Below are 16,070 nucleotides of genomic sequence, written 5' to 3'. Positions count from 1 at the left end.
TTTTTTATAGGCAAAAAAAGAGCAAAAATAAGGTAACATTTTGTTTTGTTCTGACATATATATTTAATGTTAACCTAATTAACATTAATAAAAATCCAAAATAAAAAAATGAAAAAAACTTTTTTAAAATTAGTTACTGTTATTTCTTTAAGCCTAATGATATCTTGTAATAGTGACGATGATAATTCGGTAGAATTGACTCAAACAGAGATTTTAGTGTCCGATACTTGGAATATAAAAGAATATGGGGTGATTGTAGATACTAATTTTGTAGCTGATAAACTTAGTGGGTGTGAAGAGATGAACTTTATGAATTTCTCTAAAGATAATACTTTTTATGAATCAGACTTTTTCTTAGATAATGATACTTGTGTTGATGATAATGTAGATGAAAAAGGAACTTGGGAAATAGAAGGAAAAACACTTAAACGGATAATTAAATTTGAAGGTACTAATTTTGAAGAAAAATTGGCAGAAAATATTGATCGATTGGACATGAATAATTTAATATTATCTGCCTCTCAAACTGACGAGCAAGGAAATCCAGAAACATATTATATCCATTATATACGTTAAAAAACTACTATTAGCATTGGTAGCTTTTTGTATAAGTTATTTAGAATAAGTAGTAAGGCACTTCTTTTTAAGAAGTGCCTTACTACTTATAGAGAGTTTACGGTATAACAATTTTTTCTTAACCTTTGTTTTACTTCAATATTAAACCTTTTTAGAATGTATCAGTCTTAGTATTGAACGTTCAGGATAAATAATACATAAGTTTAATATTGAAAAAGAAATAAATGAAAAATAGTATAATATATTTTATAGCATTAGTAATAAGTGCTATTACCGTATCTGCACAACCTGATGTAAGCCGTAAAGAACGTAAGGTCTTAAAAAAAGAATTTTATGAAAGCCTGTCTGAAACTCAGAAAGAACAATTAAATAATAAAAGAACGCTCAGAAAAAAACAACGAGCAGTAATGCATGATAGCTTTACAGAAGAACAATTGGCAATTGTAGAAAATGAAGACCTCTCAAGAAAAGGAAAAAGAAAAGCCTTGAAAAGTACATGGAATAAAGAGCAAAAAGGGATGCTTAAAAAACATAGGGAATTAATGAAGAGTGAAAATGAAAAGTTTAAAGCAACACTTACTGCAGTTCAATTAGAGCAGTATGAAAGCTTTAAAAAGAAGAGGCATGAAAAGAAGAAAAACTAATAAAATTAGGTTTTCTTACAAAAGTATAAGTGAGGTTCTAGAACCTCACTTATACTTTTTATAAATAAATTGTCTCAGAGTAAGTTTCAGAGCATTAAAATCTCACTTAATGAGTAAATTTTAACAGAATAACTATAACGTTTTCGTAACTTCGTTTTAGAGCGAGTTATTTTCTTATCTTAATTTTTATTGATTTTATAAAATTCATAAATTAAATTTATGGATATCAATAAATGAAAGCCTATATTTTTTTAAAAAAGCAAAAAGAGCCGATAAGAAGTATTCATTTAATAAAATCTTTTAAAATTCGTATTTTTGCAGAACTTTTCAATATAAAAAAATAATAGATATGGCATTCGATATCGATATGATTAAAAAGGTTTACGATCAGTTATCAGATCGTGTTAACGCAGCACGTGAAATAACAGGTACACCTTTAACTCTGGCAGAGAAAATTTTGTATTCGCATTTGTGGGGCAATGACTCCCAGAAAGCGTTCACTCGTGGTAAAGATTATGTAGACTTTGCACCAGATCGTATCGCTTGCCAAGATGCAACTGCTCAAATGGCATTATTACAATTTATGCAAGCAGGTAAAACAAAAGTAGCAGTACCAACAACAGTGCACTGTGATCACTTGATTCAGGCAAAAGTAGGTGCAGATAAAGATTTACAAACAGCCTTAAATACAAGTAATGAAGTATTTAATTTTCTAGAATCAGTATCCAATAAATACGGAATTGGATTTTGGAAACCAGGAGCAGGAATTATTCATCAAGTAGTATTAGAAAACTATGCATTTCCAGGAGGTATGATGATCGGTACCGATTCACATACAGTAAATGCAGGAGGATTAGGGATGGTTGCTATTGGAGTTGGTGGAGCAGATGCCGTAGATGTAATGGCAGGAATGCCATGGGAACTTAAATTTCCTAAATTGATAGGAGTAAAATTAACTGGGAAACTTAGTGGTTGGACAGCACCAAAGGATGTTATTCTTAAAGTAGCAGGTATCCTTACCGTAAAAGGAGGTACTGGAGCTATTGTAGAGTATTTTGGACCTGGTGCAGAATCTATGTCTTGTACAGGTAAAGGTACCATCTGTAATATGGGAGCAGAAATAGGAGCAACAACTTCTACTTTTGGATATGATGAATCTATGGAGCGTTATTTACGTGCTACAGATCGTAGTGATATAGCAGACGCTGCAAATGAGGTAAAAGAACACCTTACAGGAGATTCAGAAGTATATGCAAATCCAGAACAATATTTTGATCAAGTTATAGAGATTAATTTATCAGAATTGAAACCCCATGTAAATGGTCCATTCACTCCAGATTTAGCTACACCAGTTGGAGAAATGACAGATAAAGCAAAGTCTAATGATTGGCCACTTAAAGTAGAGTGGGGATTGATAGGGTCTTGTACCAACTCATCTTATGAAGATTTATCAAGAGCAGCATCAATAGCGCAACAAGCTGTAGATAAAGGATTAAAAACCAAAGCAGAATTCGGGATCAATCCAGGATCAGAACAAGTAAGATTTACTGCAGAGAGAGATGGTTTACTCGATATTTTTGAAAAATTAGACGCAAAAATATTTACAAATGCATGTGGACCATGTATTGGCCAATGGGCAAGAGAAGGAGCAGATAAAGAAGAAAAAAATTCAATTATACACTCTTTTAATAGAAACTTTGCAAAAAGAGCAGACGGCAATCCTAATACACATGCCTTTGTTGCTTCACCAGAAATGGTTGCCGCAGTTGCAATCTCAGGAAGGTTAGATTTTAACCCTATTACAGATAAACTAATCAATGAGAATGGAGAAGAAGTAATGTTGGATGAACCTACAGGGTGGGAATTACCTCCAAAAGGTTTTGATGTAGAAGATGCAGGTTATCTTGCACCACAAAAAGATGGTTCTAGTGTTGAAATAGTAGTAAATCCAGAATCAGAAAGATTAGAATTGTTAAACCCGTTTAAGGCTTGGGATGGAAAAAATATTACTGGAGCCAAACTACTTATAAAAGCATTTGGTAAATGTACTACAGATCATATCTCTATGGCAGGACCATGGTTACGTTATAGAGGACATTTAGATAATATTTCCAACAATTGTTTGATCGGTGCAGTAAATGCTTATAACAAGAAAACTAATTTTGTAAAAAGTCAGTTGAATGGTGAGTATGATGGTGTGCCAAATGTACAGCGAACGTATAAAGCTGCAGGAGTACCTACCATAGTAGTAGGAGATCATAACTATGGAGAAGGATCATCAAGAGAACATGCAGCTATGGAGCCACGTCATTTAGGAGTACGTGCTGTAATTGTAAAATCATTTGCTCGTATTCATGAGACAAATCTTAAGAAACAAGGAATGCTTGGATTGACTTTTGCAAATGAAAATGATTATGACTTGATACAAGAGGACGATACCTTTAACTTTATAGATCTTGAGCAATTTGCTCCAGGAAAACAATTGACACTAGAGGTTGTTCATTCTGATGATTCCAAGGACCTAATATTATTAAATCATACTTATAATGATTCTCAAATAGAATGGTTTAAAGAAGGTTCAGCATTAAACCTTATAAAAAAGGAAAATGCATAAGAAGATAGACTCTTTTATGTAAAAAATAAGAACTCCTTAAAACAAAGTTTTAAGGAGTTTTTTACATCAATAATGTAAGGAATTTTCATGTTTTGCGTTCTAATTTTGTAAACTAACACTTTAAAACATACATTATCATGAGTACTATTTGGTTCTTTGAGGATGCAAACCTCTTCAAGATATTATGTCCGCATAAGTTTAAAGAGTATAAAAAAGATCATGATTTTGATGCTTATAGAAAGAATGATTATATCTATTTTGAAGAAGATTCTGCCAATAAAATATATCTTATAGAAAAAGGAAAAGTCAAAATAGGATATTATGCAGAAGATGGTCATGAAGTTATAAAAGCTATTCTTATCAAAGGAGAAATTTTTGGGGAAAAAGCAATTCTTGGAGAAAATAAAAGAACAGAATTTGCCCAGTCTCTTGATAATACTACCTCTATATGCCCCATTGGAGTAGAAACTATGCATGAACTTATGAAAGACAATCAGTCCTTCAGCTTAAGAATCTATAAATTTATAGGAATGCGTTTCAAGCGCTTAGAACGAAGATTGCAATTACTTCTGTTTAAAGATACCAAAACAAGATTACTAGAATTCTTGAATGAACTTAAGGAAGATTATGGGCATTGTTGTCCTCATACAGGAGATATGGTAATAGAGCACCCATATACTCAAAAAGATATCGCCCATCTCATAGGAACTTCCAGACCGACATTAAACATTATTCTGAACGAATTGAAAGAATCTAATATCATTGATTTCAATAGAAAAGAGATTCGATTAAAAAATGTTGCTTAATGTTAGATGGCTAACATTTTAAGAGCTCAGTTACTTTTATTTTTATAATCGTAATAATTATAAAAATAAAAGTAATGTTAAAAAAAGCAATTATAGGTATTTTGGTAATGGGATGTATTGCCATTTCTTGTAGTGATGATGATGATTCAGGTAATGTATCTACAGAATCAAATTTGACAGTTAATCTTAATGGTTTAGAGGATTTAGGAAGTGATTATTTGTATGAAGGATGGATTATTGTTAATGGAGATCCCGTTTCTACAGGTACATTTTCTGTAAATAGTAGTGGAGAATTATCTAGTACTTCTTTTGCGGTAAATACAGAGTCATTGAATGCAGCTACATCTTTTGTATTGACTATTGAGCCAACCCCAGATCCAGATCCTGCACCAGCAGATACAAAACTTTTAAAAGGAGATTTTGGTACAGGTAATACTGCAACTGTAGGATTAGGCCCAGTAATAACAGAAGGGGATTTTTTAGACTCGGCAGGGAATTTCTTTTTAAGAACACCTACAGATGAAGCTCCCATGACTGCCAATAATGGTAATGATGAATTTGGAGTATGGTTTGGAACCCCAGCAATGCCACCAGTAGCAACTCTTACACTGCCAGTTCTTGATGCAGGTTGGAAATATGAAGGATGGGTAGTATCAGAAGGAGTGCCAATTTCTACAGGTACATTTACAATGGGAGGTAGTGCAGACGATAATGCAGGTGCTAGTGATGGATTTAGTGAGACAGCTTCAAACGGACCACAATTGCCAGGAGAAGACTTTTTTAGAAATGAACCAGATGGAGTAACATTTCCATTAGATGTTAGAGGAAAAGCCGTTGTAATTTCTGTAGAACCTTTTCCAGATAATGCCGCAGCACCATTTTTATTAAAACCTTTGGTAGGAACTGCTGGTACAGAAACAGCACCCACAAGTTATGCTTTTGAACTTAATAGTGAGTCCTTCCCAACGGGAAGCATTTCTAGATAGTTAGTTCATTAGTATTTTTGTTAGTTTTTCTTAAGCGCAATCAATAAATCTGATTGCGCTTTTATTGTCAAAATATAGGGTAATAGCTTCAGTCCATTAATTTTTGTTGCCATGATGTAAGTAAGACTTTATAAATCTCGTTGCAGGTATAATTATTTATATAACTTTGTAAGTAGAATACAGGTTCTAAGACAGAATTATCGGTACTGATTTTATTAAATATTGATAGAAAGAGTAGAGTGACTATATAATTAATTTTAAATTGATTAGAGGATTGACCAGTAGTTATAAAAATTGTTTAATTGTAAAGTATAAAAGCCAAACGAATGAAGTTTGAGAAAAAAAAGATTTCTAATATAATTTTTGTAATCATATTGGTGCTATTTTTTATTCCTAACACTAGAGGAATGATGCAAATATTTCTAACTAGAATTTTTTCTTTTAGTCCTAGTATAGTAGAAGTAGAAGAAAGAAAAAAAGTAGCAACTTATGACTGGAAACTACATGGGGTGAATACACCTTCTATTAATTTTGATACAGCCAGAGATAAAGTTGTTTTGATTAATTATTGGGCAACATGGTGTCCGCCATGTATTGCAGAGATGCCTTCTTTGCAAAAACTGTATAATGATTATCAAGATAAAGTTGTGTTTCTTTTTGTTACTACAGATGATGATCCAGAATTAAATAAGTTTATGAAAAATAAAAACTATAACTACCCAATATATCGGTCATTATCTGAGCATCCTAAGCCTTTTATAAGCAAAACAATACCTGCAACTTATTTGATAGATAAAAAAGGAAATATAATTATTGATAAAGTAGGTGCGGCAGATTGGAATACTACCAAAGTAAGAGAAACAATTGATAGCTTACTGGATCAATAGTTATTTTTTGAAGTATTTAAAAGGAACGAATAACATGCCAAAACATTCTCCTTTTTCCTTTTTTATATTTTTATGATGCATTTTATGTGCTCTTCTTAGTCCTTTAGCATATCGATTATTAGTCTTTTTTAATAATTTAAAGCGTTGATGTATAAAAATATCATGTACTACAAAATAAGCAATTCCATATGCCAATATCCCAAAACCGATAGGTCTTCCTAGCCAGAAAGTTTGTGGGTGGTGAAATAAAATACAGGACATACTTACAATAGCATAAAAGATAAAAAATAAATCATTACGTTCCCACCAGTTACCATGATCCTTATGATGGTGATCCTTATGAAGAATCCATAAAAAACCATGCATTATGTACTTGTGTGTAAACCAAGCCATAAACTCCATAACACAGAAAGTGGTAAAAAAAACTAAAAGCTGAATAAGAATTTTCACAAGATAGATTTTTATATAAAAATACGGCTAAATTAGATTTAATTGATAATCAAAATAAGATTTGGCGAGTAACTGAATTTTTTGATAATTAGAAACTCGTATGCGGGTGTTTTTTATTTCTAGAGAAGGAGTTTTTTTAAGCTTGTTTAATAGTTTTTTATAGTATACATAAGCCATATAAACTCCAAATTTAGCTTCTACAGGAAGTTTTAGAATTCCTTTTAGAGCATTGTCAAAATCTTCTTCTATTTCTTTAATAATTTTTGATTTAGCGCCTTCATTTAATTGACTTAAATCAATATTAGGAAAATAAGATCTATCCAGAACCTCATGATCAGATTTTAGATCACGTAAGAAATTAACCTTTTGAAAAGCTGATCCCAGATACATTGCGCTTTGTTTTAATTCATCATATTTAGCTTGATCTCCGTTTACAAATACTTTTAAACACATTAAGCCAACTACATCGGCAGACCCGTAAATATATTCTTTATACTCTTGATCTGTTAAATATTTAGTCTTATGTAGGTCTAATCTCATGCTACTCATAAAAGCTTCGTATAACTCTGGGGGGATATTGTATTGATGTACTGTTTTTTGAAAAGAATTAATAATTGGATTTAAACTGATTTTATCTTGAATCCCTCGATACATTTCTTGTTCAAAGTCGTTAAATAATCTTTCTTTATCATACTTATGAAATGTATCAACAATTTCATCTGCAAACCGTACAAATCCATAAATATTATAAATATCTTGTCGTATAGAACCAGATAACATTTTTGAGGCAAGAGAAAATGACGTGCTATACGAGTTGGTAACAATCTTGCTACAACTATACGATACGGTATCAAAAATTAATTTCATAATCAATTAGTTTTATGGTCTAATGCAATGAGTTATTATGTTGTGATAAATTGTGATTTCTTGATGTTTTGTTGAGCTTCAATTAATCCAGCCACGAGTTTTCCAGAAATAAGAGAAGGGGGCACACCAGGGCCTGGGACTGTAAGTTGCCCAGTAAAAAATAACTTGTTTACTTTCTTACTTTTTAATTTAGGTCTTAAAAAAGCAGTTTGTAAAAGAGTATTAGCCATTCCATAAGCGTTTCCTTTGTAAGAATTATATTCTTTGATAAAGTCTTTTACACAAAATGATTTTTTAAAAATTATAGCGTTTCTGATATTTTGATTAGTAAGTTTTTCAAAACGAGTTATTATTTTCTCAAAATAACGTTCTCTTAGTGCCTCAGTATCTTCTATTCCTGGGGCTAATGGAATTAGAAAAAAACCATTTTCTTTTCCTTCTGGCGCAGATGTAGGATCTGTTATAGAAGTAAAATTAGCATAAAAAAGAGGTTCTTCTGGCCATGCAGGTTGATCATAAATATTGTTAGCATGTTGATCAAAATCGGTGTCAAAAAATAAATTATGGTGATGAATATTATCTAGTTTTTTGTCAAAACCTACATAAAAAAGTAATGCTGATGGTGCAAAAACTTTACTTTCCCAGTATTTTTCAGAATATTGTCTGTACTCAAGAGGTAGTAAGGTTTCTCCATGATGATAATCAGCACCACATAATACCATGTCTGATAGTATAGTAGTCGAGTTTACAATAACTCCAGCAGCGTTTCCTTGTTTGACAAGGATTTTTTCAACATTAGAATTTGTACAAATGGTTACTCCTAGAGATTCAGCCAGTTTTTTTATACCGAGTATAACTTGATACATACCTCCTCTCGGGTGCCAAGTTCCTAGTCCAAAATCAGCATAATTCATAAAGCTATAAAAAGAAGGAGTATCACTAGGTTTTGCTCCTAGAAAAAGTACAGGAAATTCAAGTATTTGAATTAGTTTTTTATTTTTAAACTCTTTGCGTACTTCTCTTGAAATGGTACTAAAAAACTGTTTTATCTTCATCAAAGTATCTTTGGTGACCAATTCTAATGGTGAAACACCAGGTCTGTATACCAAATTTTTAATAGCAATATCATAGTTGTTCTGTGCTGTTTTTATAAATTTTTTAAGTTTAATAGAGCTTCCTTCTTCTTCATTTTCAAAAGCTTTATATATCTTATCTAGCGTATCTTTGATTAAGAGACTTTCATTTTTTTTAAAAAAAACTTTGTATGCAGGGTTTAATTTGTCTAATTGATAATAATCAGAAACAGAGGTACCAAAATCATTAAAAAAACTTTCAAACACATCTGGCATCCAATACCAAGAGGGACCAATATCAAAAGTGAATCCTTCTTTTTTTAATTGTCTAGCTCTACCCCCTATGGTGTCGTTTTTTTCAAAAATCGTTACATCATATCCCAATTTCGCTAGATAGCATGAAGCAGATAGAGAAGAAAAACCAGAACCGATGACAATTATTTTTTTTGGCATAACAAAAAGTGTGTTGTGTTAAAGCTCAGCAATCAATGAGCTGATAGATTCAAAATAATAGTGATTATCTTCACTGTCGATATTTATAACCTGTTTACCAAGTACCCATAAATCATAAACGGTATCATTACAAACAATGCTATTAAACTCCCTGGTATATGCTTTGATGTTTTCTTTTTCTGGCCTGATAGTAAAATAAGATACAAAAATTATTTCCTTGTGTAAAGAAAGTATTTGAGGGAGATTGTCTAATGGAATGCTAGCTCCTAGATATATAACTTTATAACCATGTAAAAGGATTTCATAATAAATGTATAACAAGCCCAATTCATGAATCTCATTTTCTGGTAGAAATAAAACAAATGCTTTGTCGTTTTTAGTTGGTTTAGAATATTGAAGTTTTTCGATATTCAATAAAAGTTTTTGTTTTATTAAATTAGATAGAAAACGTTCGTGTGAAGGGGTGATAGTACTGGTTTGCCATAGTAAACCAATTTCTTTGAGGAGAGGGATAAAAACAGTAGTAAATATTTCTCTAAAACTCTTTTTGTTTTCTAATTGCTCATATGTATTTAAGAATAAAGAAAGATCATAATTGAGCATAGCAATTTTAAAAGAATTGATAGATTGATCTTTGATACTATTGTGAGAAATAATATTTCTCACATATTCATTTATTTCTTGGTCATTGAGTTTAGAGATTCTTGATATTTTATAACCGCTATTTACTAGGTAAGTTACATTCAGCAGTTTTTGAAGACTTTTTAGATTGTATGTTCTGATGTTGGTTTCTGTGCGATCAGGAGAAAGAAGATTGTATCTTTTTTCCCATATCCTTATGGTGTGAGCTTTGATACCACATAGATTTTCTAAATCTTTAATGCTGAATGTTTTTTTTATGTTGTTCACTTTTTTTTTAATAACGTTAAACAAAAGTACGAAAAAAGAAGAGACTTTTCTTTTTCTGCTTATTAAATTAATGATGGTAATTGTTGAAGATTTTTTTTTTTTGCTAAAAACAGTTGTCTTAAATGTTTGGTTTATAAGTTTTTATTTTTCAATAAGTGATTTGTTTTAAAGAAAAAAAACAGAAATGTTTGCCTTTAAGAAGCGTAAAGCTTTGCTAATATGAATTTCTACAGTTTTGGTAGAGATACCTAAAATTTCGGCTATTTCTTTATGTTTTTTTTGTTCTAAGCGACTAAGTTTGAAAACCTCTCTACATTTTTTAGGGAGTAGCTCGATTGCCCTTTCTATTTTTAACCAATCTGTTTCTGTTTGGTCTTCTTCAGGGGTATTATGCATTTCTAATAAAGCTTCCCATTTTAACTCATCTATACTATCATATTCTTTTTTTTGTTGCCGTAAGTACATAAGAAATTCATTATGACAGGCTCTTAATAAATAGTTTCTTAAAGACGAAGTGATTTTTAAGGAAGATTTTTTTTCCCAAATTCTCAGCAACACATTTTGAACCAAATCTTCAGATACATAAGAATTACTGGAGAGTTTGTAAACATAATTATATAATGAAGGATAATAGTGTTCAAACAATTTTTTGTAACTGTTTTGGTCTCCCTTTTCAAGTCCTTTGATTAGTAATTCATCTATGTGTTGATTGTTTTTTTTCATGATAAAAATCATCTACTAAATTAAAAAAAATAAAATAAAGTAGGGGATTTTTGTTTTTTCTGCATCATTTAATTGTAAAAAGAGGATAATGGATAATTATTTAACAATAATTAAGAGATACCTTCAGGGGGATATTTCGGCTTCAGAAAGAGAATTATTGCAAGAGTGGCTTAATGAGGATGAGGGCAATAAGATTCTTTTTAAAAAAGAAGTGAATGAGTGGTATGCATCTGCAAATGAGCAGTCTGTGGATTCAGAATTAGCGTATATTAATTTTATAAATAAGATAGATAAAAATAAAACTAAAAAACTCATACTGGGACGTTTTCAAAAAGTTATGAAATATGCTGCAATACTAGTATGTATACTTTTGGGAGGCTATTATTATGCAATAGTAAATACATCTATACCCAAGAAATCCCCTAATGTGGTAGCGTCAGAGTTTTTGGTAGATGATACTAAAATCAAAATTATTCAAGCAGATGGTAGCGTTATCTATATGGATTTTGATAGTAAAAAAGAGGTTGTAAGTACCGATGGTAATTTGTTGGGGACAAAAAAACAAAATCAATTTGTTGTACAACCAGATAAAAATAAAGAAACCCTTCTTGAGTATGTAGAAGTTGTTATTCCAAAAGGAAAGTTGTTTCAACTTGTTCTTTCTGATAGTACAAAAGTTTGGTTAAATGCAGGAAGTAGTTTGAGATTTCCTCAAAATTTTGCGGCTTCAGAAGAAAATAGGGTCGTATACCTAGAAGGGGAGGCATTTTTTGATGTAACCAAAAATAAAAGAAAACCATTTATTGTAAAAACAAAAGAAGTTGATGTTCAGGTACTGGGAACAAGATTTAATGTATCATCATATGTAGAAGATAAAGAGGTGAAAACAACCTTGGTAGAAGGTGGAGTGTTGGTAAAAGATCAGAAGAATATTATTTCTGGTGTACAATTAGAACCCAATGATCAGGCTGTTTTTAATAAAAATGTGAAGATTTTAAGCAAAAAAAAGGTAAATACATCTTTGTATACGTCTTGGATGGATAAAAAAATACTATTGCAAAATGAATCTTTTTCAGATGTATTAACTAGGATTGAAAGAGCATATGATGTAACCATTATATGTCATAATGATAGGTTGAATAATACACGATTTACAGGGGAGTTCGATGTTGAGAATATCGAGGAGATCTTAAAAATATTTTCAGAAACTTTAAAATTTACATATGAGATAAACAAGAATACAATAGTAATACATCAAGAATAAAAGATTGAAGATTTGATCTGGGATAATAAAAGATCATTCTTTAATAAGAAACGATAGTCTATTTGTAAAAAAAAGGAAGTGCTGCTACACTTCCCTTACTTATTCGATTATTATTAAACTGAGTACTTAACAATCAAACTTTTCAAAAATATGAAAAAAAAGGGTAATCGTATGCCGTTTTCACACGCGGGATACCTGTCAATTACATTAAAAATGAAACTTACATTAATTCTTTTTTGTTTTTCAATCTTTCAAATGATAGCAGCTTCGGGCTTCTCTCAAGGCAAAATAGGACTTAATTTTGAAAAAACGCCACTATCACAAATTCTAGAGGAGATAAAAAGTCAAACGTCTTACAAATTTTTTTATATCAATGATGAAGTAAACTTAAATCAAAAGGCTACTATCAAAGTTGATAAACAGGCACTGGATAAAGTTTTAGAAATTTTGTTTAAAAATAAAGGGATTTCATACACCATTGTGGGGAAACAGGTGATATTAAAAAAAGAACCTCTATTTGATACTAAGGTTGATTTGCAACGTGAGGTCAAAGGGAGTGTCAAAGATGCTGCTGGAAACCCATTACCAGGAGCAAATATATTGGTAAAAGGTACTTCAAATGGTGCTCAGACAGATTTTGAAGGTAATTTTGCAATTAGCTTACCAGATGAGAATACTACATTGATTATTTCTTTTATTGGTTTTGAGACTAAAGAGGTCAATGTATCAGGCAAAGATTTTGTGTCAGTGACTTTGCAAGATGCCGCGGCACAATTAGATGATGTAGTTTTGGTAGGGTCAAGAAACCCTAGTCGTACAGCTACAGAAACGGCAGTGCCAATAGATGTTATAGATATTACACAAATAGCTACACAAGGACCACAGACATCGGTAAATGAGATTCTAAACTATGTAGCCCCTTCTTTTACTTCTCAAACTCAAACAGTCTCAGATGGTACAGATCATATTGATCCAGCATCTTTGAGAGGATTAGGGCCTGATCAGGTATTGGTTTTAATTAATGGAAAAAGAAGGCACAATACAGCTTTGGTAAATGTAAATGGTACAGTAGGTGCAGGTAGTGTAGGTACAGATATGAATGCTATTCCCACAGCAGCCATTCAGCGTATTGAAGTATTGCGAGATGGTGCAGCCGCTCAATATGGATCTGATGCTATTGCAGGGGTAATCAATATTGTGCTTAAAAAAGCAACAGGAAAATTAGATATGTCGTTAACTACAGGAGCTAATTTTAGTGAAAACTCTAACCAGTTTGAAGGAGGTAGTGATGGAGAAAAAGTAAAGTTAGAAGCAAATTATGGATTGGCTTTAGGTGAAAAAGGAGGTTTTATCAATTTTACAGGATCTCTTTCTACTAGAGAGCCTGCATTGCGTAATCGTAATTATCAAGGAGATATTTTTAGAGGGTTTCATGGAGCAGAACGTGTTTTTGCTGCAGGAGGAGGAAATGTATCAGAAATGACACTGGCCGACTATCAAACCGCGGCTCAAGGTATTGGATACCTTGATCAGGCTACCAGAGATCAAATAGCAGCTTTAGATGTTAGTAATGATACAGATATAGAAACTTTTAGAAGCTTGTTGGATGTTGATGTTGATGAATCAGAATTAACAGCACGAGGACTAACACGTGCTGATTTTAGGTTTAAAGTAGGGACAGCAAAATTAAGAGAAGGTAAGTTTTTTGCAAATATGGCGATTCCGTTAGGAGATGATGCAGAGCTGTATAGTTTTGGAGGCATCAGTTACAGACAAGGGCTGGCGTCTGGTTTTTATAGAAGACCTGCTCAAAGTGATGGTAGAGCAAATACATTAGCTTTTCCTAATGGTTTTTTACCAAATATAGGAACCGATATTGTAGATAAATCTATTTCTTTAGGAATTAAGGGTAAAGTTAAAGACTGGAATGTTGATTTCTCGAATACTTATGGGATTAATATATTTGATATCACCGTTAGTAATTCTAGTAATGGAACATTAGGAATTGCAACTCCAAGAACTTTTGATGCTGGAGGGTTAAGTTTTATGCAAAATACAACCAACCTTGATATCAATAAATTTCATGAAGATATTTTCAAAGGATTGAGTGTTGCAATGGGAGCAGAGTATAAAGTAGAAAATTATAGTATTACAGCAGGAGAAGAAGCTTCCTATACAAGTTATGATATCAACGGAAACCCTGTTACCAGTGCGACTATGGATGATCAATTGGTGCGAAATAATTTTACAGGAACGCCTCTTGGTGGAGGTTCTCAGGTATTTAGAGGATATGATCCTAATAATGAAACCGATAAATACAGAAACAGTATCGCTGGATATGTAGATATTGAAGCTGATTTTACTGAGAAATGGCTGGTAAGTTTAGCAGCTAGATATGAGAATTTCTCTGATTTTGGGGATACTTTTAATTATAAGTTGGCCACTAGATATAAAATAACAGAAAACATATCGGTACGAGGAGCTAATAGTACTGGATTTAGAGCACCCTCTTTACATCAGCAATTTTTTAGTAGAACCAGTACTGTTTTTGTAGATAATCAACCGTTTGAGCAAGGTACTTTTACAAATGACAGTAGAGCAGCAAACTTGATAGGAATTGCTAAATTAAAAGAGGAAACGTCTGATAGCTATAGTTTAGGTTTTACAGCCAAAATTCAAAACTTTACAGTTACAGCAGATGCATACTTAATCGATATTGATGATAGAATTGTATATAGCGGTAGTTTTGGAAATGGTGGGAATGCAGAGCTTAGCCGTATATTTGATAATGCTGGAGCTACAAGTGCTCGTTTTTTTGTAAATGCAATTGATACTAGGTCCAAAGGAGTAGATGTGGTTATATCTCATAAAGCTAATTTTGGAGGCGATGCTACATTAAAAAGTGATTTGTCAGCTACTTTTGCAGAGACAGAAGTAGAGGAAATTAGAGTTCCTGAAAAAATCGATAATGCAGGACAAGGAGGTAACTTTTTTGATGCCCAAGAAGAAGCATTTTTAACGTTGGCACAGCCAAGAACCAAATTAAGTCTTACCAATGCATTGTCTATAGGACGATATAATGTATTGTTGAGAAATGTGTTTTTTGGAGAAGTTACAGACCCAGATGACTTTAATGGAGATGCTAGAGTAGAAGGAACCTTGGTTAGTGATGATGCTGTGTATGGAGGAAAAATAGTTACTGATCTCTCTGTGTCAGCAAAGGTTTTTGAAAACCTAAATATCACCGTTGGAGCAAATAATTTACTTGATGTATATCCTGATGATAATCGTGAAGGAGGAACAGCTGGGGATCAATTTGTATATTCTAGAAGAACATCTCAGTTTGGGTATTCAGGAAGATTTTTGTTTGCAAGAATAAACTTTAGCTTATAGATTCCATTAAAAAAACAAAAAATTAATATGGCAGAAATAACAATGTTGTTTCTGCCATTATATTTTGAAGCATGGAGTAAAAAGGAGCAATTTTAGGAGGTAATTTCAATTGAGAATTGCTATCAGCCTTATTGTAATTGATTCAATTTATTAATTCTATATGAAATGATTTTGAATGATTACAGAGAAAGGGTAAATATAACCCTGTCTCAGGGTTAAGGCCTAGGGAGAGTTGTATTTACACTTCCGTTACAAATTTACTAGGGTAGTCCAATATTGTATTTTATGGAGCATATACCAGATAGGTTCATAATAGAGGTGTTCCAATTGCCACTGTACTTCTAAGGCAGAAAAACACTGGTGCATGAGTATTGCAAAATACCAATAATAATAATAAGGTAATTGTGTGCCATGCAATAAGGTGC

Annotated in this window: 13 protein-coding genes; 8 read left to right on the top strand and 5 right to left on the bottom strand. The window is 32.0% G+C overall.

Features of this window, described 5'->3' with window-relative positions; genetic code table 11:
• Positions 1 to 108: 108 nt before the first annotated feature.
• The 6 genes from CVD18_RS04915 to CVD18_RS04890 all read left to right on the top strand — a co-directional run bounded on the left by CVD18_RS04915 (position 109) and on the right by CVD18_RS04890 (position 6,513).
• Positions 109 to 576 carry a lipocalin family protein gene (locus tag CVD18_RS04915; RefSeq protein WP_103864330.1) on the top strand — a complete coding sequence of 156 codons (468 nt, stop codon included), beginning with the start codon at positions 109 to 111 and terminating at the stop codon, positions 574 to 576.
• A gap of 224 nt (positions 577 to 800) precedes the next feature.
• Positions 801 to 1,220, top strand: coding sequence for a hypothetical protein (locus CVD18_RS04910; protein WP_103864329.1), 420 nt, complete (start codon positions 801 to 803; stop codon positions 1,218 to 1,220).
• A gap of 349 nt (positions 1,221 to 1,569) precedes the next feature.
• A complete protein-coding gene (locus tag CVD18_RS04905; protein WP_103864328.1) occupies positions 1,570 to 3,834 on the top strand; it encodes an aconitate hydratase in 2,265 nt (754 codons plus the stop codon).
• Between the two features lie 137 nt (positions 3,835 to 3,971).
• A complete protein-coding gene (locus tag CVD18_RS04900; protein ID WP_103864327.1) occupies positions 3,972 to 4,640 on the top strand; it encodes a Crp/Fnr family transcriptional regulator in 669 nt (222 codons plus the stop codon).
• A gap of 74 nt (positions 4,641 to 4,714) precedes the next feature.
• Positions 4,715 to 5,626, top strand: a complete 912-nt coding sequence (locus CVD18_RS04895; protein WP_103864326.1) for a hypothetical protein — start codon at positions 4,715 to 4,717, stop codon at positions 5,624 to 5,626.
• Between the two features lie 326 nt (positions 5,627 to 5,952).
• Positions 5,953 to 6,513 (top strand): TlpA disulfide reductase family protein, encoded by a 561-nt coding sequence (locus CVD18_RS04890; RefSeq protein ID WP_103864325.1) that lies wholly within the window; start codon positions 5,953 to 5,955, stop codon positions 6,511 to 6,513.
• Here the strand turns inward: CVD18_RS04890 and CVD18_RS04885 are convergent, their stop codons facing one another.
• The 5 genes from CVD18_RS04885 to CVD18_RS04865 form a co-directional block, all read right to left on the bottom strand.
• Positions 6,514 to 6,963 (bottom strand): sterol desaturase family protein, encoded by a 450-nt coding sequence (locus CVD18_RS04885; protein WP_103864324.1) that lies wholly within the window; start codon positions 6,961 to 6,963, stop codon positions 6,514 to 6,516.
• Between the two features lie 27 nt (positions 6,964 to 6,990).
• The gene (locus CVD18_RS04880) at positions 6,991 to 7,830 is read right to left on the bottom strand and encodes a phytoene/squalene synthase family protein (protein ID WP_103864323.1); all 840 of its coding nucleotides are present in this window, start codon (positions 7,828 to 7,830) and stop codon (positions 6,991 to 6,993) included.
• Positions 7,831 to 7,865: 35 nt separating this feature from the next.
• Positions 7,866 to 9,356: an NAD(P)/FAD-dependent oxidoreductase gene (locus CVD18_RS04875; protein ID WP_103864322.1), complete on the bottom strand. Its 1,491-nt coding sequence runs from the start codon at positions 9,354 to 9,356 to the stop codon at positions 7,866 to 7,868.
• Positions 9,357 to 9,374: 18 nt separating this feature from the next.
• Positions 9,375 to 10,265, bottom strand: a complete 891-nt coding sequence (locus CVD18_RS04870; protein WP_103864357.1) for a MerR family transcriptional regulator — start codon at positions 10,263 to 10,265, stop codon at positions 9,375 to 9,377.
• Between the two features lie 165 nt (positions 10,266 to 10,430).
• Positions 10,431 to 10,988 carry an RNA polymerase sigma factor gene (locus tag CVD18_RS04865; protein ID WP_158250392.1) on the bottom strand — a complete coding sequence of 186 codons (558 nt, stop codon included), beginning with the start codon at positions 10,986 to 10,988 and terminating at the stop codon, positions 10,431 to 10,433.
• Positions 10,989 to 11,076: 88 nt separating this feature from the next.
• Between CVD18_RS04865 and CVD18_RS04860 the strand changes: the two genes are divergently transcribed.
• Together CVD18_RS04860 and CVD18_RS04855 are read left to right on the top strand one after the other, a co-directional pair.
• Positions 11,077 to 12,252 carry a FecR family protein gene (locus tag CVD18_RS04860; protein WP_103864320.1) on the top strand — a complete coding sequence of 392 codons (1,176 nt, stop codon included), beginning with the start codon at positions 11,077 to 11,079 and terminating at the stop codon, positions 12,250 to 12,252.
• 150 nt (positions 12,253 to 12,402) lie between these two features.
• Positions 12,403 to 15,645, top strand: a complete 3,243-nt coding sequence (locus tag CVD18_RS04855; protein ID WP_146052704.1) for a TonB-dependent receptor — start codon at positions 12,403 to 12,405, stop codon at positions 15,643 to 15,645.
• The last annotated feature ends 425 nt before the right edge of the window (positions 15,646 to 16,070 follow it).

Source organism: Aquimarina sp. I32.4 (assembly GCF_002924285.1).
Lineage (GTDB): Bacteria > Bacteroidota > Bacteroidia > Flavobacteriales > Flavobacteriaceae > Aquimarina.
The sequence above is the reverse complement of the archived record's forward strand: the minus strand, read 5'-3'. Positions and strand labels throughout refer to the sequence as shown.

Excerpts from the sequence above, each read along its gene's own strand:
- CVD18_RS04915 (WP_103864330.1), top strand. The coding sequence starts at position 109 with ATGAAAAAAACTTTTTTAAAATTAGTTACTGTTATTTCTTTAAGCCTA.
- CVD18_RS04895 (WP_103864326.1), top strand. The coding sequence starts at position 4,715 with ATGTTAAAAAAAGCAATTATAGGTATTTTGGTAATGGGATGTATTGCC.
- CVD18_RS04865 (WP_158250392.1), bottom strand. The coding sequence starts at position 10,988 with ATGAAAAAAAACAATCAACACATAGATGAATTACTAATCAAAGGACTT.
- CVD18_RS04875 (WP_103864322.1), bottom strand. The coding sequence starts at position 9,356 with ATGCCAAAAAAAATAATTGTCATCGGTTCTGGTTTTTCTTCTCTATCT.
- CVD18_RS04905 (WP_103864328.1), top strand. The coding sequence starts at position 1,570 with ATGGCATTCGATATCGATATGATTAAAAAGGTTTACGATCAGTTATCA.
- CVD18_RS04890 (WP_103864325.1), top strand. The coding sequence starts at position 5,953 with ATGAAGTTTGAGAAAAAAAAGATTTCTAATATAATTTTTGTAATCATA.
- CVD18_RS04855 (WP_146052704.1), top strand. The coding sequence starts at position 12,403 with ATGAAAAAAAAGGGTAATCGTATGCCGTTTTCACACGCGGGATACCTG.
- CVD18_RS04860 (WP_103864320.1), top strand. The coding sequence starts at position 11,077 with ATGGATAATTATTTAACAATAATTAAGAGATACCTTCAGGGGGATATT.
- CVD18_RS04910 (WP_103864329.1), top strand. The coding sequence starts at position 801 with ATGAAAAATAGTATAATATATTTTATAGCATTAGTAATAAGTGCTATT.
- CVD18_RS04900 (WP_103864327.1), top strand. The coding sequence starts at position 3,972 with ATGAGTACTATTTGGTTCTTTGAGGATGCAAACCTCTTCAAGATATTA.
- CVD18_RS04880 (WP_103864323.1), bottom strand. The coding sequence starts at position 7,830 with ATGAAATTAATTTTTGATACCGTATCGTATAGTTGTAGCAAGATTGTT.